The organism is Pseudomonas sp. S2_B10, from assembly GCF_054668425.1.
This window is the reverse complement of record NZ_CP162768.1, coordinates 4103759-4121451: the sequence shown is the minus strand read 5'-3', so window position 1 is coordinate 4121451 and position 17693 is coordinate 4103759. Positions and strand designations below refer to the sequence as shown.

Sequence of the window (17693 nt, the reverse complement as noted above, 5' to 3'; positions counted from 1 at the left end):
CGGGCGATTGCACGTTGTGGAAAACCACTGGGCTTGACGGCCCAGTGGTTTTTTCATGCCTGAGGATCCACCCGATCCAGCGCACGGTTCACCGCCAGCTCAGCGAGCATGATGATCTGCTGAATCGCCAGCGCCGTATTGCGCTGCGGTCGCCCCAACTGATCAGCGAAATCACTGGCCAGGGTGTTGGCTGAAGCGAGGGATTCACAGGCATGGGCGAGCAGGGTTTCGGTATCGATTTGCGGCTGGATGAGGAACATGGTGCTGGGCGGGTGCGCCTTGCCAGGTTGCGGGCACAGGTAAAAATCCAGAGCCCGCTTGATCGCTTCGCGGTTTTTCGCGAGGTCGTCGGCGCGGATGGTTTGTTCGAGGGGGGTGGGTTCGTATGGTGGATCGGGAACGATTTTATCCACAATGCTTCTCCTGCTGATGCTGATGCTGATGGACAGCCATCGATCGCCGGATCTCACGCGGCGGATAGGTGGCAGCTATGTGCGAGGTGAGATCCACCGGAGCAGGCAACCGGCCAGACCGAAGTCTGCCCGCACACAGCCGCCATAAAGCAGGCAGCAGATTGAGCTGGCGCCAATTATCGTGGTGCTGGCGCCAGTTGCAAGCTATCCGGGGATCTCACTCCCGATCGCTGATTCGCAGCGACGGGAAAAGACTAGAGATCGCACGTCCGACGGACAACCTGAAAACCTTGTGGGAAGGTTCTGCGAACTCAGACACTGCTTTAAACACACTCCTGATCGCCACCCTCACCCTAGCCCTCTCCCAGAGGGAGAGGGGACTGACCGAGTTGTTCAGGCGAGGTACGCCGACGTGAAAGTCCGAGTTGAACTCAGGATTTGCAAACCACACAAAATCGGCCCCCTCTCCCTCGGGAGAGGGCTGGGGTGAGGGGCAAATCCACAACAAAAATAACGCCGAACACCCGCTCTTCACCACTCAATAGGCCGAGTGTCAGCTCGCCTGCTCGTGATCTTGATCCACCGGCGACGTCGGAAGGCTGAGTGGAGGGATTGATCCGCGCGTGGGAGCGCAGCGACCGTCTGGCGCAGCCAGACACAGCGGAAGGAGGTGCAGCGAAGCAAACCGGAGCCGCTGCGCCCGGATCAGTCCCGGAGCGAAGGAACCCGAGCCTGCGAGGGCCGAACGCAGGAGCTAGCGTTTTGGGTTACCTTTTTGGCGTTTGAAAAAGGTGACTCGCCGTAAGGGCGAAACCGCCAGCCGCCACACCCGAAGCAACGGATATTCACCCAATCAGCCAGCATGCTCGCCTGTAAGGGCGCCTTCGCGAGCAGGCTCGCTCCCACAGTGAAAATGCGCCCGCACAAAAATCAGCGGCAACAAAAAACCCGCAGACAATCCCTCATCTGCGGGTCTCCCGTTCCAGCAGCAAAGAAGATCAGAAATCCTCCAGCCGCCACACCTCATAAGCCGGCGTCTCATACGGATGACTGAGCTTCAACGCCGCCACAACAGCCACAATCAACTCATCCGCAACAACAAGCTCAACCTTCCATTCCTCAACCCGCTCAACCTGCCCCGCCTGACCGACAAACGGCTGACTGCCGTCCAACGGTCGAAACTCGCCCAGGCCAAGCACCTGCCACGCACAGTGGTCATAGTCACCGATCCGCCCACCACCGGCAGCGAACACAGCCCCTTTGACCACCTCGACATGACTGTCAGGAACAAAAAACGCCAGCTTGTACACAGGCCTTAGTTCACCCAGACGCGCGCATTACGGAACATGCGCATCCAAGGAGCATCCTCGGTCCAGTCTTCCGAACGCCACGAGTTCTGCACCGCGCGGAACACACGCTCCGGGTGCGGCATCATGATCGTCACGCGACCGTCACGGCTGGTCAGACCGGTGATCCCGCGCGGCGAGCCGTTCGGGTTGGCCGGGTAGGCTTCGGTGACCTTGCCGTGGTTGTCGACAAAACGCATCGCCACGCAACCGGACAGATCGGCTTCCAGCAGTGCTTCTTCGCTGGCGAACTCGGCATGCCCTTCACCGTGGGCGATGGCGATCGGCATGCGCGAACCGGCCATGCCCTGCAGGAAGATCGAATTCGATTCCTGGATCTGCACCATCGCTACCCGCGCTTCGAACTGCTCGGAGCGGTTGCGCACGAAGTGCGGCCAGAACTCGCTGCCCGGGATCAGCTCGTGCAGGTTGGACATCATCTGGCAACCGTTGCACACGCCCAGCGTGAAGCTGTCGTTACGTTCGAAGAAGCCCTGGAACGCATCGCGGGCGCGGCTGTTGAACAGCGCCGACTTGGCCCAGCCTTCACCGGCGCCAAGCACGTCGCCGTAGGAGAAACCGCCGCAGGCCACCAGGCCTTTGAACTCGTTGAGGTCGACACGACCGGCGAGTATATCGCTCATGTGCACGTCGATCGCGCTGAAACCGGCACGGTCGAACGCGGCGGCCATTTCCACCTGACCGTTGACGCCCTGCTCACGCAGCACGGCAACCTGTGGCCGGATGCCTTTCTTGATGTAAGGCGCGGCGATGTCCTGATTGACGTCGTAGCTGAGCTTGACGCTCAGGCCCGGGTTGTCTTCTTCCAGCAGCGCGTCGAATTCCTGCTCGGCGCAGTCGGCGTTGTCGCGCAGACGCTGGATCTGGTAGCTGGTTTCGGCCCACTGACGTTGCAGCAGACGACGCTGGCCTTCGAACACGGTGTCACCGTTGAAGGTGATGTTGATCTGGCCATTGTTGATCGGCTGACCGATCACCGACACGCAGTCGCCCAGACCGGCGGCGCTGAACTGCGCGAGGATGTCCGGGGTGGCGTCCTGGCGAACCTGGATCACTGCGCCGAGTTCTTCGTTGAACAGGATCGCGGCGATTTCCGAAGCGGATTCGGCAACGCTGTCCAGGTTCAGGCTCAGACCGCAGTGGCCGGCGAAGGCCATTTCCACCACGGAGGTCAGCAGACCACCGTCGGAACGGTCGTGGTAGGCCAGCAGGTGACCGTCGGCATTGAGGCCCTGGATCACCGCGAAGAAGGCTTTCAGGTCTTCAGCGTCATCGACGTCCGGCGCATGCTTGCCGAGTTTGCCGTGGACCTGCGCGAGGATCGATGCACCCATGCGGTTCTGGCCGCGACCGAGGTCGATCAGGATCAGGTCGGTGGTGCCCTTGTCCATGCGCAGTTCCGGGGTCAGGGTCTGACGGATGTCAGCCACTGGCGCGAAACCGGTGACGATCAGCGACATTGGCGAGGTGACGGTCTTATCTTCGCCGTTGTCGTTCCAGCGCGTGGCCATGGACATCGAGTCCTTGCCCACCGGAATGGTGATGCCCAGCTCAGGGCACAGCTCCATGCCGACCGCTTTCACGGTGTCATACAAACGCGCGTCTTCGCCCGGGTGACCGGCCGCCGACATCCAGTTCGCCGACAGTTTGATGTCGGAGAGCTTGTTGATCCGCGAGGCAGCAATGTTGGTGATGGTTTCGCCGATGGCCATGCGGCCCGATGCCGGCGCGTCCAGCAGAGCCAGCGGAGTACGCTCGCCCATCGCCATGGCTTCACCGGTGTAGACGTCGAAACTGGTGGCGGTGACGGCAACGTCGGCCACCGGCACTTGCCATGGGCCGACCATCTGGTCACGGGCGACGAGACCGGTGATGGTGCGGTCGCCGATGGTGATCAGGAAGCTTTTGCTGGCCACGGCCGGATGATGCAGAACGCGTTCGATGGACTCGCTGATGTCGAGGTTCGACGGATCGAAGTCATCGCCCAGCTCGGCTTCGCGAACCACCGAACGGTGCATGCGCGGCGCCTTGCCCAGCAACACTTCCAGCGGCATGTCCACCGGGTTGTTGCCGAAGTGGCTGTCGGTGACGGTCAATTGCGGTTCGGCAGTGGCTTCCCCGACCACGGCAAACGGGCAACGCTCGCGTTCGCAGATCGCCTGGAAGCGCTCGAAGTCTTCCGGGCCGACTGCCAGCACGTAACGTTCCTGGGATTCGTTGGACCAGATTTCGTGCGGGGCCATACCCGGCTCGTCGTTTGGAATGTTGCGCAGTTCGAAACGGCCACCGCGATCGCCGTCGTTGACCAGTTCCGGGAAGGCGTTGGACAGACCGCCCGCGCCAACGTCGTGAATGAAGCTGATCGGGTTCTTGTCGCCCAACTGCCAGCAACGGTCGATGACTTCCTGGCAGCGACGCTCCATTTCAGGGTTTTCACGCTGCACGGAAGCGAAATCCAGATCCGCCGAACTGGTGCCGGTGGCCATCGACGAAGCCGCGCCGCCACCGAGACCGATCAACATCGCCGGGCCGCCGAGCACGATCAGCTTGGAGCCGACGACGATCTCGCCTTTCTTGACGTGTTCTTCACGGATGTTGCCCATGCCGCCAGCGAGCATGATCGGCTTGTGGTAACCGCGAACTTCGTCGCCGTGCGGGGTGGTGATCGACTGCTCGAAGGTACGGAAGTAGCCGGTCAGCGCCGGACGGCCGAATTCGTTGTTGAACGCAGCGCCGCCGAGCGGGCCTTCGATCATGATGTCCAGCGCGGTGACGATGCGCTCAGGCTTGCCGTACGGCACTTCCCACGGCTGTTCGAAGCCCGGGATCTGCAGGTTGGAGACGGTAAAACCGGTGAGGCCGGCCTTGGGCTTGGCGCCACGACCGGTTGCACCTTCGTCACGGATCTCGCCACCGGAACCGGTGGATGCGCCCGGGAACGGAGCAATCGCGGTCGGGTGGTTATGGGTTTCAACCTTCATCAGGATGTGCACCGGCTCCTGCACCGCGCCGTACTGGCGGGTTTCAGGGTTCGGGAAGAAGCGGCCGGCAACGTTGCCGACAATCACCGAAGCGTTGTCCTTGTAAGCGGACAGCACGCCTTCGCTGTGCATCTGATAGGTGTTCTTGATCATGCCGAACAGGCTTTTTTCCTGGCTCTGGCCGTCAATGTCCCAACTGGCGTTGAAGATCTTGTGGCGGCAGTGCTCGGAGTTGGCCTGGGCAAACATCATCAGTTCGATGTCGTGCGGGTTGCGCTTCAGACCGTTGAAGGCGTTGACCAGATAGTCGATCTCGTCTTCGGCCAGGGCCAGGCCCAGCTCGGTGTTGGCCTTTTCCAGCGCGGCGCGGCCGCCACCGAGGATGTCGATGGCGGTCAGCGGCTTCGGCTCGGCGTGGCTGAACAGTCCGGCGGCCTGCTCGAGGTTGGCCAGCACGATCTGGGTCATGCGGTCATGCAGCGCGTCCGAAATCAGCTGGGCTTCGGCTTCGCTGAACTGCCCTGCAACATAGAAGGCGATACCGCGTTCCAGGCGCTGGATCTTGCTCAGGCCGCAGTTGCGGGCGATGTCGCTGGCCTTGCTCGACCACGGCGAGATGGTGCCGAAACGCGGCAACACCAGAAACAGACGACCGGTCGGCTCTTGAACCGGAACACTTGGGCCGTACTTCAGAAGGCGCGCTAGCACCTGCTGTTCGTCGCCGGTCAGGACGCCGGTGACTTCGGCGAAGTGAGCGAATTCAGCATACAGGCCACTGACAGCTGGAACCTTCTGGCTCAGTTGCTCAAGGAGTTTGCTGTGGCGAAAGGCAGAAAGGGCAGGAGCGCCGCGCAGGATCAACATCTTCGGGACAGCCTCGGGAAGGGGTGTGCTTTGAGGCCGTGCATTCTAGCCTAAACCGACCTCAACATCACCCGAAACGCTACGCACGGTTGCACTCGGGTAGCAATCTGTGTTTCTGCCTTCGGGGTCAGGTAAATCGAGCGTTTCAGCATGGCTTTTTTTTACTGTAACAAAATGCCCTGAAGGCCCGTATTCAAGGGATTTCGTTCGATTTTGTGATCGCTAGCAGACTAGTCCTACGCTGTCGAGATATGGCGCCCGTGGCCGTTTGCGTATACTGCGCAGATGTTTTTCCCAACGGCTTTGCGTCCGCGATACGCCAAATGGCTGATCGCAACCGGACTCTTCCTGATGCTCGGTGGCTGTGTTGATAAACCCAACACACTCGAGCGCGTAAAGGAGGATGGTGTGCTGCGCGTGGTTACCCGCAACAGCCCCGCCACCTACTTTCAGGATCGCAGCGGTGAAACCGGCTTCGAATACGAGCTGGTGAAGCGCTTCGCCGACGATTTGGGCGTCGAGCTGAAGATCGAGACGGCCGACAATCTCGATGACCTGTTCAACCAGGTCGGCAAGCCGAACGGCCCGGTACTCGCGGCCGCCGGTCTGGTCAGCAGCGATGAACGCAAGAAGCAGGTGCGGTTCTCCCACTCCTACCTCGAAGTCACTCCGCAGATCATCTACCGCAACGGCCAGTCGCGCCCCACCGATCCGGCGGATCTGGTCGGCAAGAAGATCACCGTGCTCAAGGGCAGCACCCACGCCGAACAACTGGCCGCGCTGAAACAGAAATATCCCGGCATCGAATACGAAGAATCCGACGCCGTTGAAGTGGTCGATCTGCTGCGCATGGTCGATGAAGGCCAGATTGACCTGACCCTGGTCGACTCCAACGAAGTGGCGATGAATCAGGTGTACTTCACCAACATCCGCGTGGCCTTCGACCTCGGCGACGCGCGCAGCCAGAGCTGGGCGGTGGGCCCGGGCGAAGACAACAGCCTGCTCAATGAAATCAACGCCTATCTGGACAAGGTGCAGAAGAACGGCACCCTGCAACGCCTGAAGGACCGCTACTACGGCCACGTTGATGTGCTTGGCTACATGGGCGCCACCACCTTCGCCCAGCACTTGCAGCAGCGCCTGCCGAAATACGAACAGCACTTCAAGAACTACGCGAAGAAAGAGAAAGTCGACTGGCGCCTGCTGGCCGCCATCGGTTATCAGGAATCCCTGTGGCAGCCGACGGTGACCTCGAAAACCGGCGTGCGCGGTCTGATGATGCTGACCCAGAACACCGCGCAGGCGATGGGCGTGTCGAACCGCCTCGATCCCAAGCAGAGCATTATGGGCGGTGCCAAGTACCTGGCTTATATGAAAGATCAGCTCGACGATTCGATCCAGGAACCGGATCGCACCTGGTTCGCCCTGGCGGCGTACAACGTCGGCAGCGGCCACCTGGATGACGCGCGCAAACTGGCGGCGAAGGAAGGCTTGAATCCGGACAAGTGGCTGGACGTGAAAAAGATCCTGCCGCGCCTCTCGCAGAAGCAGTGGTACAGCAAGACCCGCTACGGTTACGCCCGGGGTGGCGAACCGGTGCACTTCGTGGCGAACATCCGTCGCTACTACGACATCCTGACTTGGGTGACCCAGCCGCAGCTTGAGGGCGATCAGGTGGCCGAGGGCAACCTGCATGTGCCGGCGATCGACAAGTCGAAACCGGCGCAAGAGCCCGCCCCTCTTTAAAGCAAAAGATCGCAGCCTTCGGCAGCTCCTACAGGGTTATGTGTACACCTGTAGGAGCTGCCGAAGGCTGCGATCTTTTGATCTTAGCCCTTGAGATCAGCAGCCAGAATCAGCGCTTTCATTTCCGATACGGCGGACTTGAAGCCCACGAACAACGCATGCGCCACCAGCGCGTGGCCGATGTTCAGTTCGTTGATGCCTTTGATCGCCGCCACGGCCTCGACGTTGTGGTAATGCAGGCCGTGACCGGCGTTAACGATCAAGCCTTGGGCCAGACCAAACGCAACGCCATCCGCCACACGCTTCAATTCCTCGGCCACTTCAGTCGGGGTTTCAGCATCGGCATAACGACCGGTGTGCAGCTCGATTGCCGGAGCTCCGACGCGCTTGGAGGCGGCGATCTGGCGCTCGTCAGCATCGATGAACAGCGACACTTCGCTGCCGATTTTCGACAAGCGCTCGACCGCAGCCCTGATGCGTTCTTCCTGCCCCGCCACATCCAGACCACCTTCGGTGGTCAGCTCCTGACGGGTTTCCGGGACCAGGCAGATGTGCGCCGGGCGAATACGCTCGGCGAACGCCATCATTTCTTCGGTGACGCCCATTTCGAAATTCATGCGCGTCTGCAGCACATCCTTGAGCAGCAACACGTCGCGCTCCTGGATGTGCCGACGGTCTTCACGCAGGTGCACGGTGATGCCATCGGCGCCCGCCTCTTCTGCATCCAGCGCCGCCTTGACCGGATCCGGGTAGCGCGTGCCACGGGCCTGACGCAAGGTGGCGACGTGGTCGATGTTCACGCCGAGAAGAATGCGATTGCTGCTGGTCACGGATGCGCTCCTGAATTGAAAGGTTCGGCGCACAGCATATCAGGGCTTGCGAAACAGCTCGCGACTGACAAGCGGACGCCCGCCCAAATGCACCGCCAGCGCCTGGCGCATCAGACGCTTGGCCGCCGACAGCGCACCAGGCGCCGACCAGTCGGCTTCGGCCATGGCCAGCAGCTCGGTACCGTTGAACAGGCCTGGCTGCAGCAGATACACCCTTTCGAGACCGGCATCGACTTGCAGGCGATAGAGACCGTCAGCAGCGACGGGCTCACCGTGGATGTCAGTGTTCATGGAGAAGCCGTAGCCGAGATCATCCAGCAATCGCCATTCGAAGGAGCGCAACAATGGCTCCAGCGGTCGACCTTCGGCCAGCGCCAGCAAGGTCGCGGCATAGTGGTCGAATACGGCGGGATGCGGATCTTCGGCAGGCAACAGCCGAATCAACAGCTCGTTGAGATAGAGGCCGCTGAACAGCGCCTCGCCATTGAGCCAGGCGGAGGTGCCGGAGCTTTCCATGCGCCCGACATTCTTCAGCTCGCCCTTGCCACGGAACTCGACCTCCAGCGCCACGAACGGCCGCGCCAGCGTCCCGGCCTTGCCCCGCGCACTGCGCAACACCGCCCGCAGCCGACCTTGCGGCGTGAGGAAATCGACCAATGCGCTGGTTTCGCGATAGGCGCGCGAATGCAGGACATAGGCGGGTTGGGCGGGAGGCGGGTTTTGCGACATTGAGTTCTCGATGAAAAAACGCGGTTTTACATACAACCCAAAACCACTGTGGGAGCGAGCCTGCTCGCGAAAGCGGAGTGACAGTCAACATCAATGCTGAGTGTTACATCCTCTTCGCGAGCAGGCTCGCTCCCACAGTGAGTAGCGGTGTTTTCGAGATCGCTACTTACAGATCGCCATAACCCAGCGAACGCAGCGCGCGCTCGTCATCGGACCAGCCGCCCTTCACCTTGACCCACAGGTTGAGCATGATCTTGGAGTCGAACAGCAGCTCCATGTCCTTGCGCGCTTCGGTGCCGATGCGCTTGATGCGCTCGCCCTTGTCGCCAATGATGATTTTCTTCTGGCCGTCACGCTCGACGAGAATCAGCGCGTGGATGTGCAGGGTCTTGCCCTGCTGCTTGAATTCTTCGATTTCGACGGTGATCTGGTACGGCAGCTCGGCACCCATCTGGCGCATGATTTTCTCGCGCACCAGTTCGGCGGCAAGGAAACGGCTGCTGCGGTCAGTGATCTGGTCTTCCGGGAAGAAGTGATCATTCTCCGGCAAGTGATCGGCGATGACCTTTTCCAGCGCTTCGAGATTGTGCCCGTGCTGCGCGGAAATCGGGATGATCTGGGCGTTTGGCAGCTGTTCCTGCAACCAGCTCAGGTGCGGCATCAGCTCGGCTTTGTCTTCGATGCGATCGGTCTTGTTCAGCGCGACGATCAGCGGGCCGGTCACGTATTGCACACGCTCGAGCACCATCTGGTCTTCGTCGGTCCACTTGGTGCGGTCGACGACGAAGATCACCACGTCGACGTCTTTCAACGCCGCCGAAGCGGTTTTGTTCATGTAACGGTTCAGGGCCTTTTCGCCACCCTTGTGCATGCCCGGAGTGTCGACGTAGATCGCCTGGACGTCGCCCTCGGTCTTGATCCCGAGCATGTTGTGGCGGGTAGTCTGCGGCTTGCGCGAGGTGATCGCGAGCTTCTGCCCGAGGATGTGGTTGAGCAGCGTCGACTTGCCGACGTTGGGACGGCCGACGATGGCAACGTAGCCACAGCGAGTTGCGTTTGTATCAGTCATTGCCATTCTCCACGCCCAGGGCAATCAGTGCTGCGGCGGCCGCTACCTGTTCGGCAATACGACGGCTCACACCCTGACCTCGGCTTTTTTCATTCAGTAAGACCACTTCGCACTCGACGAAGAAGGTACGGCAGTGCGGTTCGCCCTGGATATCCACCACTTCGTAGCGTGGCAGTTCGCAACCGCGCGATTGCAGGTGTTCCTGCAAGCGGGTTTTCGGATCCTTGTTGGTGTCGACCAGCGTCAGGCCTTCGAATTCGCCAGCCAGCCACGCCAGCACGCGCTCGCGGGCGACGTCCATGCCGGCATCGAGGTAGATCGCGCCAATCAACGCTTCGAGGGCATCGGCCAGAATGGATTCACGGCGAAAACCACCGCTCTTCAGTTCACCCGAACCCAGGCGCAGATAATCGCCGAGGTCGAAACCGCGAGCCAGTACGGCCAGCGTCTCACCTTTTACCAGCCGTGCGCGCAAACGCGACAACTGGCCTTCGCGGGCCAGCGGGAAGCGATCGAACAGCGCCTCGCCAGCGACGAAGTTGAGGATGGCATCACCGAGGAATTCCAGACGCTCGTTGTTGCGCCCGGCAAAACTGCGGTGCGTGAGGGCCAGCAGCATCAGCTCCTGGTCCTTGAAGGTGTAGCCGAGCTGGCGCTCGAGACGGCTTAGAGAAACGCTCACGGTTTACCCACGCTGAGTTCGTGGCTGGTTTCCACTGCCATCGCCGGGGTACGGCGCAGGCCTGGGACAATTAACGCTGTGTTCAAAAAATAGATCCTGGCGATTGCGAAGCCGATTGTGCCGGCTCCAGAAATGCATTCGGCGCTGTGGTCAACAGCGCCGTGTTTGATTACTTGATCAGGCCGACCCGCGAGAAATTCGGCAGGTGGCTGAGTTTCGGCTCTGGCCAGCTCATCCAGACCGCGAAGGCCTTGCCGACAATATTCTTGTCGGGAACCATGCCCAGCAGATCCTTGGGAATGTTCGGATCATCCCAGTAGCGGCTGTCGTTCGAATTGTCGCGGTTGTCGCCCATCATGAAGTAGTGCCCGGCAGGCACCGTCCACGAACGATCCGGAGTGGCGCGGTAACGGCTCATTTCCTTGCGGATCAGGTGCTCGGCTGCGCCGAGTTTTTCCTGATAGAGCTCCGCACTGCCCAGCGAACCTGCTTCGGCGCCGGCCATCTTCTCGGCGATCGACTCACCGTTGACGAACAGACGCTTGTCGGCGGTGTAACGCACAGTGTCACCCGGCAGGCCCACCACACGCTTGATGTAGTTGACGTTCGGGTCGCTCGGGTAGCGGAACACCATCACATCGCCGCGCTGCGGGTCACCGACTTCGATGATCTTCTTGTCGATCACCGGCAGACGGATGCCGTAGGAAAACTTGTTCACCAGAATGAAGTCGCCGACGTCCAGCGTCGGTTTCATCGAGCCGGACGGAATCTGGAACGGCTCCACCAGGAACGAACGCAGCACCAGGACGATGAACAGCACCGGAAAGAACGACTTGCCGTATTCAACCAGCAGCGGCTCTTTGTTCAGCTTCTCGACCACCACAGGCTCGGGTTGGCTGACACTGCCTTGATAAGAGGCAATGGCAGCCCGCCGACGCGGTGCCAGGAACAGCAGATCAATCAACGCCAACAGGCCGCAGACGAACACGGCGATGACCAGCAACAGCGGGAAATTTAGCGACATAGGACCTGATTATTCCAACCTGAGCACGGCGAGGAAGGCTTCCTGTGGAATTTCCACGTTGCCGACCTGTTTCATGCGTTTCTTACCGGCCTTCTGCTTCTCGAGCAGCTTCTTCTTACGACTGACGTCACCGCCGTAGCATTTGGCCAATACGTTCTTTCTGAGCGCCTTGACGGTTGTCCGGGCCACGATCTGACCACCGATGGCGGCCTGAATCGCCACGTCGAACATCTGACGAGGAATCAGTTCTTTCATCTTCTCGGTCAACTGGCGACCTTTGAAGTGCGAATTGTCACGGTGCACGATCAATGCCAGGGCATCGACCTTGTCGCCGTTGATCAGCACGTCCAGTTTCACCAGATTAGCCGATTGGTAACGATCGAAATGGTAGTCCAGCGAAGCATAGCCGCGGCTGGTGGATTTGAGACGATCGAAGAAGTCCAGGACCACTTCGTTCATCGGCAGGTCGTAGGTGACTTGCACCTGATTGCCGAGGAACAGCATGTCGACCTGAACGCCGCGTTTCTCGATGCACAGGGTGATGACGTTGCCCAGGTGTTCCTGCGGCACGAGGATATTGGCGCGCACGATTGGCTCGCGCATGTCCTCGATCGCCGACACATCCGGAAGCTTCGACGGGTTGTCGACGTAAATCGTTTCACCGGTTTTCAGCACCAGCTCGAAAATTACTGTCGGCGCGGTGGTGATCAGGTCCAGGTCGTATTCGCGCTCGAGGCGCTCCTGAATGATCTCCATGTGCAGCATGCCGAGGAAGCCGCAACGGAAGCCGAAGCCCAGGGCGTCGGAGCTTTCCGGGGTGTACTGCAGCGACGAGTCGTTAAGGGTCAGCTTCTGCAGCGCTTCGCGGAAATCCTCGAAGTCGTCGGAACTGACCGGGAACAGACCGGCGTAAACCTGTGGCTGAATGCGTTTGAAGCCCGGCAGCACCGGCACATCAGGGGTGGAGCTCAGGGTCAGGGTGTCACCGACCGGTGCACCGTGAATGTCCTTGATGCTGGCGATGATGAAGCCCACTTCGCCGGCCTTCAGATCAACGGTGGCGGTGTGTTTCGGGTTGAACACGCCGACGCTGTCGACCAGGTGCACCTTGCCGGTGGACTTGACCAGAATCTTGTCGCCCTTCTTCACACGGCCGTGGCGCACGCGTACCAGGGAAACAACGCCCAGGTAGTTGTCGAACCAGGAGTCGATGATCAACGCTTGCAGCGGATCTTCGATGTTGCCGGTCGGCGCAGGAATGGTGTGCACCAGACGCTCGAGCACTTCGTCGACACCCAGGCCGGTCTTGGCGCTGCAAGTAACGGCGTCGGTTGCGTCGATGCCGATGATCTTCTCGATCTCGTCCTTGACGCGATCCGGCTCGGCCTGTGGCAGGTCGATCTTGTTCAGTACCGGCATGACCTCCAGGCCCTGCTCGATGGCGGTGTAGCAGTTGGCCACGGACTGGGCTTCTACGCCCTGCCCCGCATCGACCACCAGCAAGGCACCTTCGCACGCGGCCAGGGAACGGCTGACTTCGTAGGTGAAGTCGACGTGGCCCGGGGTGTCAATGAAGTTCAGCTGGTAGGTGATGCCGTCTTTGGCTTTGTAATAGAGGGTGACGCTATGGGCCTTGATGGTGATCCCGCGTTCACGCTCAAGATCCATGGAATCCAGTACCTGGGCTTCCATTTCACGCTCGGCCAGGCCGCCGCACATCTGGATGAAACGGTCAGCCAGCGTCGACTTGCCATGGTCAATGTGGGCGATGATGGAGAAATTGCGGATATGACTCAAATCACTCACGGATCAACACTCAAAAAGGCTGCAGGCTTGGCCCGCCGAAAAATAGCCGGGAATTGTACCTGATACACGGCGCAAGCGTCACGTTCGCCTGTCACCCGGATCGCATGCAAAAACGCCCCGGTCTGGCGACCGAGGCGTTTTCAGGGCTCAAGCGCTGAATGAAAGCTTGTTCATCAGCCCGCTCGCCTGAGCAGCCAGACACCCGCCAGCGCACACACGCCGGCCGGCACCAGCACCGCAAACAGCGGCGAGAAACCGAACACCAGACTCGATGGCCCCAGCAGATCCTGGACGATGCGGAAGGTGAAGCCCACCAGCACGCCAGTGAAGACCCGCTGACCAAGGGTCACCGAGCGCAGTGGGCCGAAGATGAACGAGATCGCCATCAGCACCAGCGCGGCGGTCACCAGCGGCTGCAACACCTTGACCCAAAATGCCAGCCAGTAGCGACCATTGCTCAGGCCCTGCTCCGCCAGATAGTGGATGTAGCCCCACAGACCGCTGATCGACAGCGATTCCGGCGCCATCACCACGGTGCTGAGCAGCTGCGGGCTCAACGCCACGTCCCACTCCTCGCTCGGACTGTTGACCACTTCAGTACTGCGCTCATGGAACAGCGTGGTGGCAACGTCGGTGAGCTGCCACTTGGTGCCGTCGAACTCGGCCTTCTTGGCGAAGCTGGAGCTGAGCAGATGGCGCTCCTTGTCGAAGTGATAGCGCGTCACGCCGTACAACAGACCGTTCGGCTGAACCGCGTTGATGTGGATGAATTCTTCACCCTGACGGTGCCACATACCGTGCTTGGCGCTTTGCGCATCGCCGCTGCCCTGGGCCAGCGAGCGATTGGCCTGGGCCATGCTTTCGGTGGCCGGGGCGACGTATTCGCCGATCAGCACGCCGGCGAGCATCAGCACCAGCATCGGCTTCATCACAGCCCAGACGATACGGCCGATCGACACGCCAGCAGCGCGCATGACCGTCAGCTCACTGCTGCTGGCCAGACTGCCGAGACCGATGAGGCAGCCGATCAATGCGGCCATCGGCAACATTTCATACAGCCGGCGCGGTGCGGTCAGCAATACAAAACCGAGCACGTCGACCAGGGTGTAGGTGTCGCTGACGTCGCCCATTTCATCGATGAAGGCAAACAGCGTCGCCAGGCCGAGGATGATCGCCAGCACGGCGATGATCGCCATGAACACGCTGCTGCCGATGTAGCGGTCGAGTTTAACCACGGGCCACCTCCAGCGCAGCGCTGCGACGGCTGGCCAGTTTCAGGCGCAGCGGCTCCCAGTAAAGCAGGCCGAGGCCGATCACCAAAAAGATCGCGTGTACCCACCACAGACCGAGGGCCGGCGGGATCTTGCCTTTTTCAAGGGCGCCGCGAGCGGCAATCAGGATGGTCAGGTAAGCCATATAAAGAAGAATCGCCGGCAGCAGCTTGAGAAAACGCCCTTGGCGCGGATTCACCCGCGACAGCGGCACCGCCATCAGGGTCACGATGAACACCAGCAACGGCAGCGACATACGCCATTGCAGTTCGGTTTTCGAACGAATGTCGTCGCTGCCCCACAGGGACGAGGTCGGCATCGCATCGCGATCGGTGACTTCTTCGCTGACGTCCGGCTTGGGCAGCAGCACGCCGTAGGTTTCGTAATGGATGGCGCGGTAATCGGCCTGCCCGGGGCTGCCGTCATAACGATAGCCGTTGTCGAGAATCAGGTAGCGATTGCCATCGGGGCGGATTTCCTGACGGCCCGACTCGGCCACCAGTACGGAAATCCCGCGGTCCTTCTTATCGGCACCGAGGTTCTTCTGCGAGATGAACACGCTGCCGAGATTGACGCGATCGTCGCTCAGGGTTTCGGTGTAGGTCACCCGAGTGCCATCACGCAGGGCCTGGAAGCGGCCCGGCTCGAGGGTATCGAACTCGGTCAGCGCGTCCTGCTTGTTCAGCAGCAGCTGAAACTGGTTGGCGCCCTGCGGAGCCAGGCCGAGGCTCAGCCACGCGACCACCAGTGCCACCAGCGTCGCCGGAAACAGGGTCATGCGAAACAGCTTCTGCTGGCTCATGCCGGTGGCCGAAAGCACGGTCATTTCGCTTTCAAGGTACAGGCGACCGTAGGCCAGCAGGATCCCGAGGAACAGGCCCAGCGGCAGAATCAGTTGCAGGAAACCCGGCAGACGAAAGCCCATGATCAGGAACAGCGAGCCCGGATCGAGCTGACCGGCCGCAGCCTGCGCCAGGTATTTGATGAAGCGACCGCTCATGATGATGACCAGCAGCACGGCACTTACGGCGCTGAGGGTCAACAGGACTTCGCGGGACAGATAACGGAAGACGATCAAACCAGACACTCCAGGGTTGTCAGGCTAAGGCGGCCAAACAAGCAAACACATCGACCGGCCCGCCATGCAGAGCGGTCGAAAAAAGATGCGGCATTATCCTGTGATTGGGTGCGCCTGTCACTGCGCACACTCATCCATCGCTGTAATCCTTTGCTGAGGGTTGTCAGGCGCGGGGAGCGAGGTTCAAACTGCGGCCCTTGTCGCAGGCTTTGGCCTGCGCCTCTTCTATCTATAAGCAGGCGACTGCGGACAGCGTCGAACGCCTGCGTGTTGACCATTCATTCAGGGATCCGGACATGGAACTGGTTGTAAAAAGCGTTAGCCCAGAAACGTTGAAAACCGCCACCCTGGTGGTTGCCGTCGGCGAAGGCCGCAAACTCGGTGTCGCCGCCAGACTGGTCGACGAGTCGAGCGGTGGTGCCATCAGCGCCGTGCTCAAGCGTGGCGACCTGGCCGGCAAGGTCGGTCAAAGCCTGCTGCTGCACAGCCTGCCGAATCTCAAAGCCGAGCGCGTGTTGCTGGTCGGCGTGGGCAAGGACGAGGAACTGGGCGACCGTCCGTTCCGCAAAATCGTTGCCGGCATCCTCAACACCCTCAAAGGCCTGGGCGGCGGTGATGCCGTGCTGGCGCTGGATGAAGTCATCGTCAAAGGTCGCGACAGCTACGGCAAGACCCGCCTGCTGGCGGAAACCCTGATCGACGGCGGCTACACCTTCGACCAGTTCAAGAGCCAGAAAGCCGAACCGCGCGCGCTGAAGAAAATCACCCTGCTGACCATCAAGGCTGCGCAAGCCGAAGTGCAGCGCGCCGTGAACCACGCCACCGCCATCGCCAACGGCATGGCCTTCACCCGCGATCTGGGCAACCTGCCGCCGAACATCTGCCACCCGACGTTCATGGGCGAACAGGCCAAGAATCTGGGCAAAGAGTTCAAGGATCTGAAAGTCGAAGTCCTCGACGAGAAGAAGATCAAATCCCTCGGCATGGGTTCGTTCTACGCCGTGGGCCAGGGCAGCGCCCAGCCGCCACGCCTGATCGTCATGCAATACAACGGCGGCAAGAAATCCGAGAAGCCATACGCGCTGGTCGGCAAGGGCATCACCTTCGACACCGGTGGCATCAGCCTGAAGCCGGGCGCCGGCATGGACGAGATGAAGTACGACATGGGCGGCGCTGCCTCTGTGTTCGGCACGTTGCGCGCTGTGCTTGAGTTGAAACTGCCGATCAATCTGGTGTGCATCCTCGCCTGCGCCGAAAACATGCCAAGCGGCAACGCGACCCGTCCGGGCGATATCGTCACCACCATGAGCGGCCAGACCGTGGAAATCCTCAACACCGACGCCGAAGGCCGTCTGGTGCTGTGCGATGCGCTGACCTACGCCGAGCGCTTCAAGCCACAAGCGGTGATCGACATCGCCACCCTGACCGGCGCTTGCGTGGTGGCCCTGGGCGCACACACGTCCGGCCTGCTGGGCAACAACGACGAACTGATCGAGCAATTGCTCAGCGCCGGCAAGGCTGCCGACGACCGCGCCTGGCAACTGCCGCTGTTCGACGAGTATCAAGAGCAGCTGGACAGCCCGTTCGCCGACATCGCCAACATTGGCGGGCCGAAGGCCGGCACCATCACTGCCGCCTGCTTCCTGTCGCGCTTCACCAAGAACCTCAACTGGGCGCACCTGGACATCGCCGGCACGGCATGGACCAGCGGCGGCAAGGACAAGGGCGCCACTGGCCGTCCGGTTCCGCTACTGACCCAGTACCTGCTCGATCGCGCCAAAGCCTGACACCGCTGATGGGCGGCGGCGTCACTTTCGGGTGACGCCGCTTGCC

General features: G+C 60.9%; 13 protein-coding genes. 2 read left to right on the top strand and 11 right to left on the bottom strand.

The window, feature by feature from the left end:
* Positions 1–53: 53 nt before the first annotated feature.
* The 3 genes from AB4O45_RS18315 to purL form a co-directional block, all read right to left on the bottom strand.
* Positions 54–413 carry a DUF6124 family protein gene (locus tag AB4O45_RS18315; protein WP_406228332.1) on the bottom strand — a complete coding sequence of 120 codons (360 nt, stop codon included), beginning with the start codon at positions 411–413 and terminating at the stop codon, positions 54–56.
* 998 nt (positions 414–1411) lie between these two features.
* Positions 1412–1723 carry an NGG1p interacting factor NIF3 gene (locus AB4O45_RS18310; protein WP_460160407.1) on the bottom strand — a complete coding sequence of 104 codons (312 nt, stop codon included), beginning with the start codon at positions 1721–1723 and terminating at the stop codon, positions 1412–1414.
* A 5-nt stretch (positions 1724–1728) separates the two neighbouring features.
* The gene (purL, locus tag AB4O45_RS18305; RefSeq protein WP_095180438.1) at positions 1729–5625 is read right to left on the bottom strand and encodes a phosphoribosylformylglycinamidine synthase; all 3897 of its coding nucleotides are present in this window, start codon (positions 5623–5625) and stop codon (positions 1729–1731) included.
* 285 nt (positions 5626–5910) lie between these two features.
* Here purL and mltF point away from each other — a divergent pair, with 285 nt between their 5' ends.
* On the top strand, positions 5911–7371 hold the full coding sequence (mltF, locus tag AB4O45_RS18300) for a membrane-bound lytic murein transglycosylase MltF (RefSeq protein ID WP_081932530.1): 1461 nt from the start codon (positions 5911–5913) through the stop codon (positions 7369–7371).
* An 83-nt stretch (positions 7372–7454) separates the two neighbouring features.
* Here mltF and pdxJ read toward each other — a convergent pair whose 3' ends face one another.
* The 8 genes from pdxJ to lptF all read right to left on the bottom strand — a co-directional run bounded on the left by pdxJ (position 7455) and on the right by lptF (position 15860).
* Positions 7455–8201, bottom strand: coding sequence for a pyridoxine 5'-phosphate synthase (gene pdxJ / locus AB4O45_RS18295; protein ID WP_460160406.1), 747 nt, complete (start codon positions 8199–8201; stop codon positions 7455–7457).
* Positions 8202–8240: 39 nt separating this feature from the next.
* Positions 8241–8930 carry a DNA repair protein RecO gene (gene recO / locus AB4O45_RS18290; RefSeq protein WP_041479514.1) on the bottom strand — a complete coding sequence of 230 codons (690 nt, stop codon included), beginning with the start codon at positions 8928–8930 and terminating at the stop codon, positions 8241–8243.
* Between the two features lie 166 nt (positions 8931–9096).
* Positions 9097–9999, bottom strand: coding sequence for a GTPase Era (gene era / locus AB4O45_RS18285; protein ID WP_016771562.1), 903 nt, complete (start codon positions 9997–9999; stop codon positions 9097–9099).
* Positions 9992–10681 carry a ribonuclease III gene (gene rnc / locus AB4O45_RS18280; RefSeq protein WP_024011703.1) on the bottom strand — a complete coding sequence of 230 codons (690 nt, stop codon included), beginning with the start codon at positions 10679–10681 and terminating at the stop codon, positions 9992–9994. The genes era and rnc overlap by 8 nt, the downstream gene beginning before the upstream one ends.
* 169 nt (positions 10682–10850) lie before the next feature.
* On the bottom strand, positions 10851–11705 hold the full coding sequence (lepB, locus tag AB4O45_RS18275; protein WP_056783094.1) for a signal peptidase I: 855 nt from the start codon (positions 11703–11705) through the stop codon (positions 10851–10853).
* A gap of 9 nt (positions 11706–11714) precedes the next feature.
* The gene (gene lepA / locus AB4O45_RS18270; protein ID WP_016771564.1) at positions 11715–13511 is read right to left on the bottom strand and encodes a translation elongation factor 4; all 1797 of its coding nucleotides are present in this window, start codon (positions 13509–13511) and stop codon (positions 11715–11717) included.
* 173 nt (positions 13512–13684) lie between these two features.
* Positions 13685–14746, bottom strand: coding sequence for an LPS export ABC transporter permease LptG (gene lptG, locus AB4O45_RS18265; RefSeq protein ID WP_056783092.1), 1062 nt, complete (start codon positions 14744–14746; stop codon positions 13685–13687).
* Positions 14739–15860, bottom strand: a complete 1122-nt coding sequence (gene lptF, locus AB4O45_RS18260; protein WP_016771566.1) for an LPS export ABC transporter permease LptF — start codon at positions 15858–15860, stop codon at positions 14739–14741. Before lptF ends, lptG begins: the two co-directional genes overlap by 8 nt.
* A gap of 296 nt (positions 15861–16156) precedes the next feature.
* On the opposite strand from lptF, the gene AB4O45_RS18255 reads away from it, so the two are divergent.
* A complete protein-coding gene (locus tag AB4O45_RS18255; RefSeq protein WP_460160405.1) occupies positions 16157–17647 on the top strand; it encodes a leucyl aminopeptidase in 1491 nt (496 codons plus the stop codon).
* Positions 17648–17693: the final 46 nt, after the last annotated feature.

What these genes read in the sequence shown, in the direction of transcription:
- recO (WP_041479514.1), bottom strand. Translation starts at nt 8,930, where the DNA reads ATGTCGCAAAACCCGCCTCCCGCCCAACCCGCCTATGTCCTGCATTCG.
- AB4O45_RS18255 (WP_460160405.1), top strand. Translation starts at nt 16,157, where the DNA reads ATGGAACTGGTTGTAAAAAGCGTTAGCCCAGAAACGTTGAAAACCGCC.
- lepB (WP_056783094.1), bottom strand. Translation starts at nt 11,705, where the DNA reads ATGTCGCTAAATTTCCCGCTGTTGCTGGTCATCGCCGTGTTCGTCTGC.
- purL (WP_095180438.1), bottom strand. Translation starts at nt 5,625, where the DNA reads ATGTTGATCCTGCGCGGCGCTCCTGCCCTTTCTGCCTTTCGCCACAGC.
- mltF (WP_081932530.1), top strand. Translation starts at nt 5,911, where the DNA reads ATGTTTTTCCCAACGGCTTTGCGTCCGCGATACGCCAAATGGCTGATC.
- era (WP_016771562.1), bottom strand. Translation starts at nt 9,999, where the DNA reads ATGACTGATACAAACGCAACTCGCTGTGGCTACGTTGCCATCGTCGGC.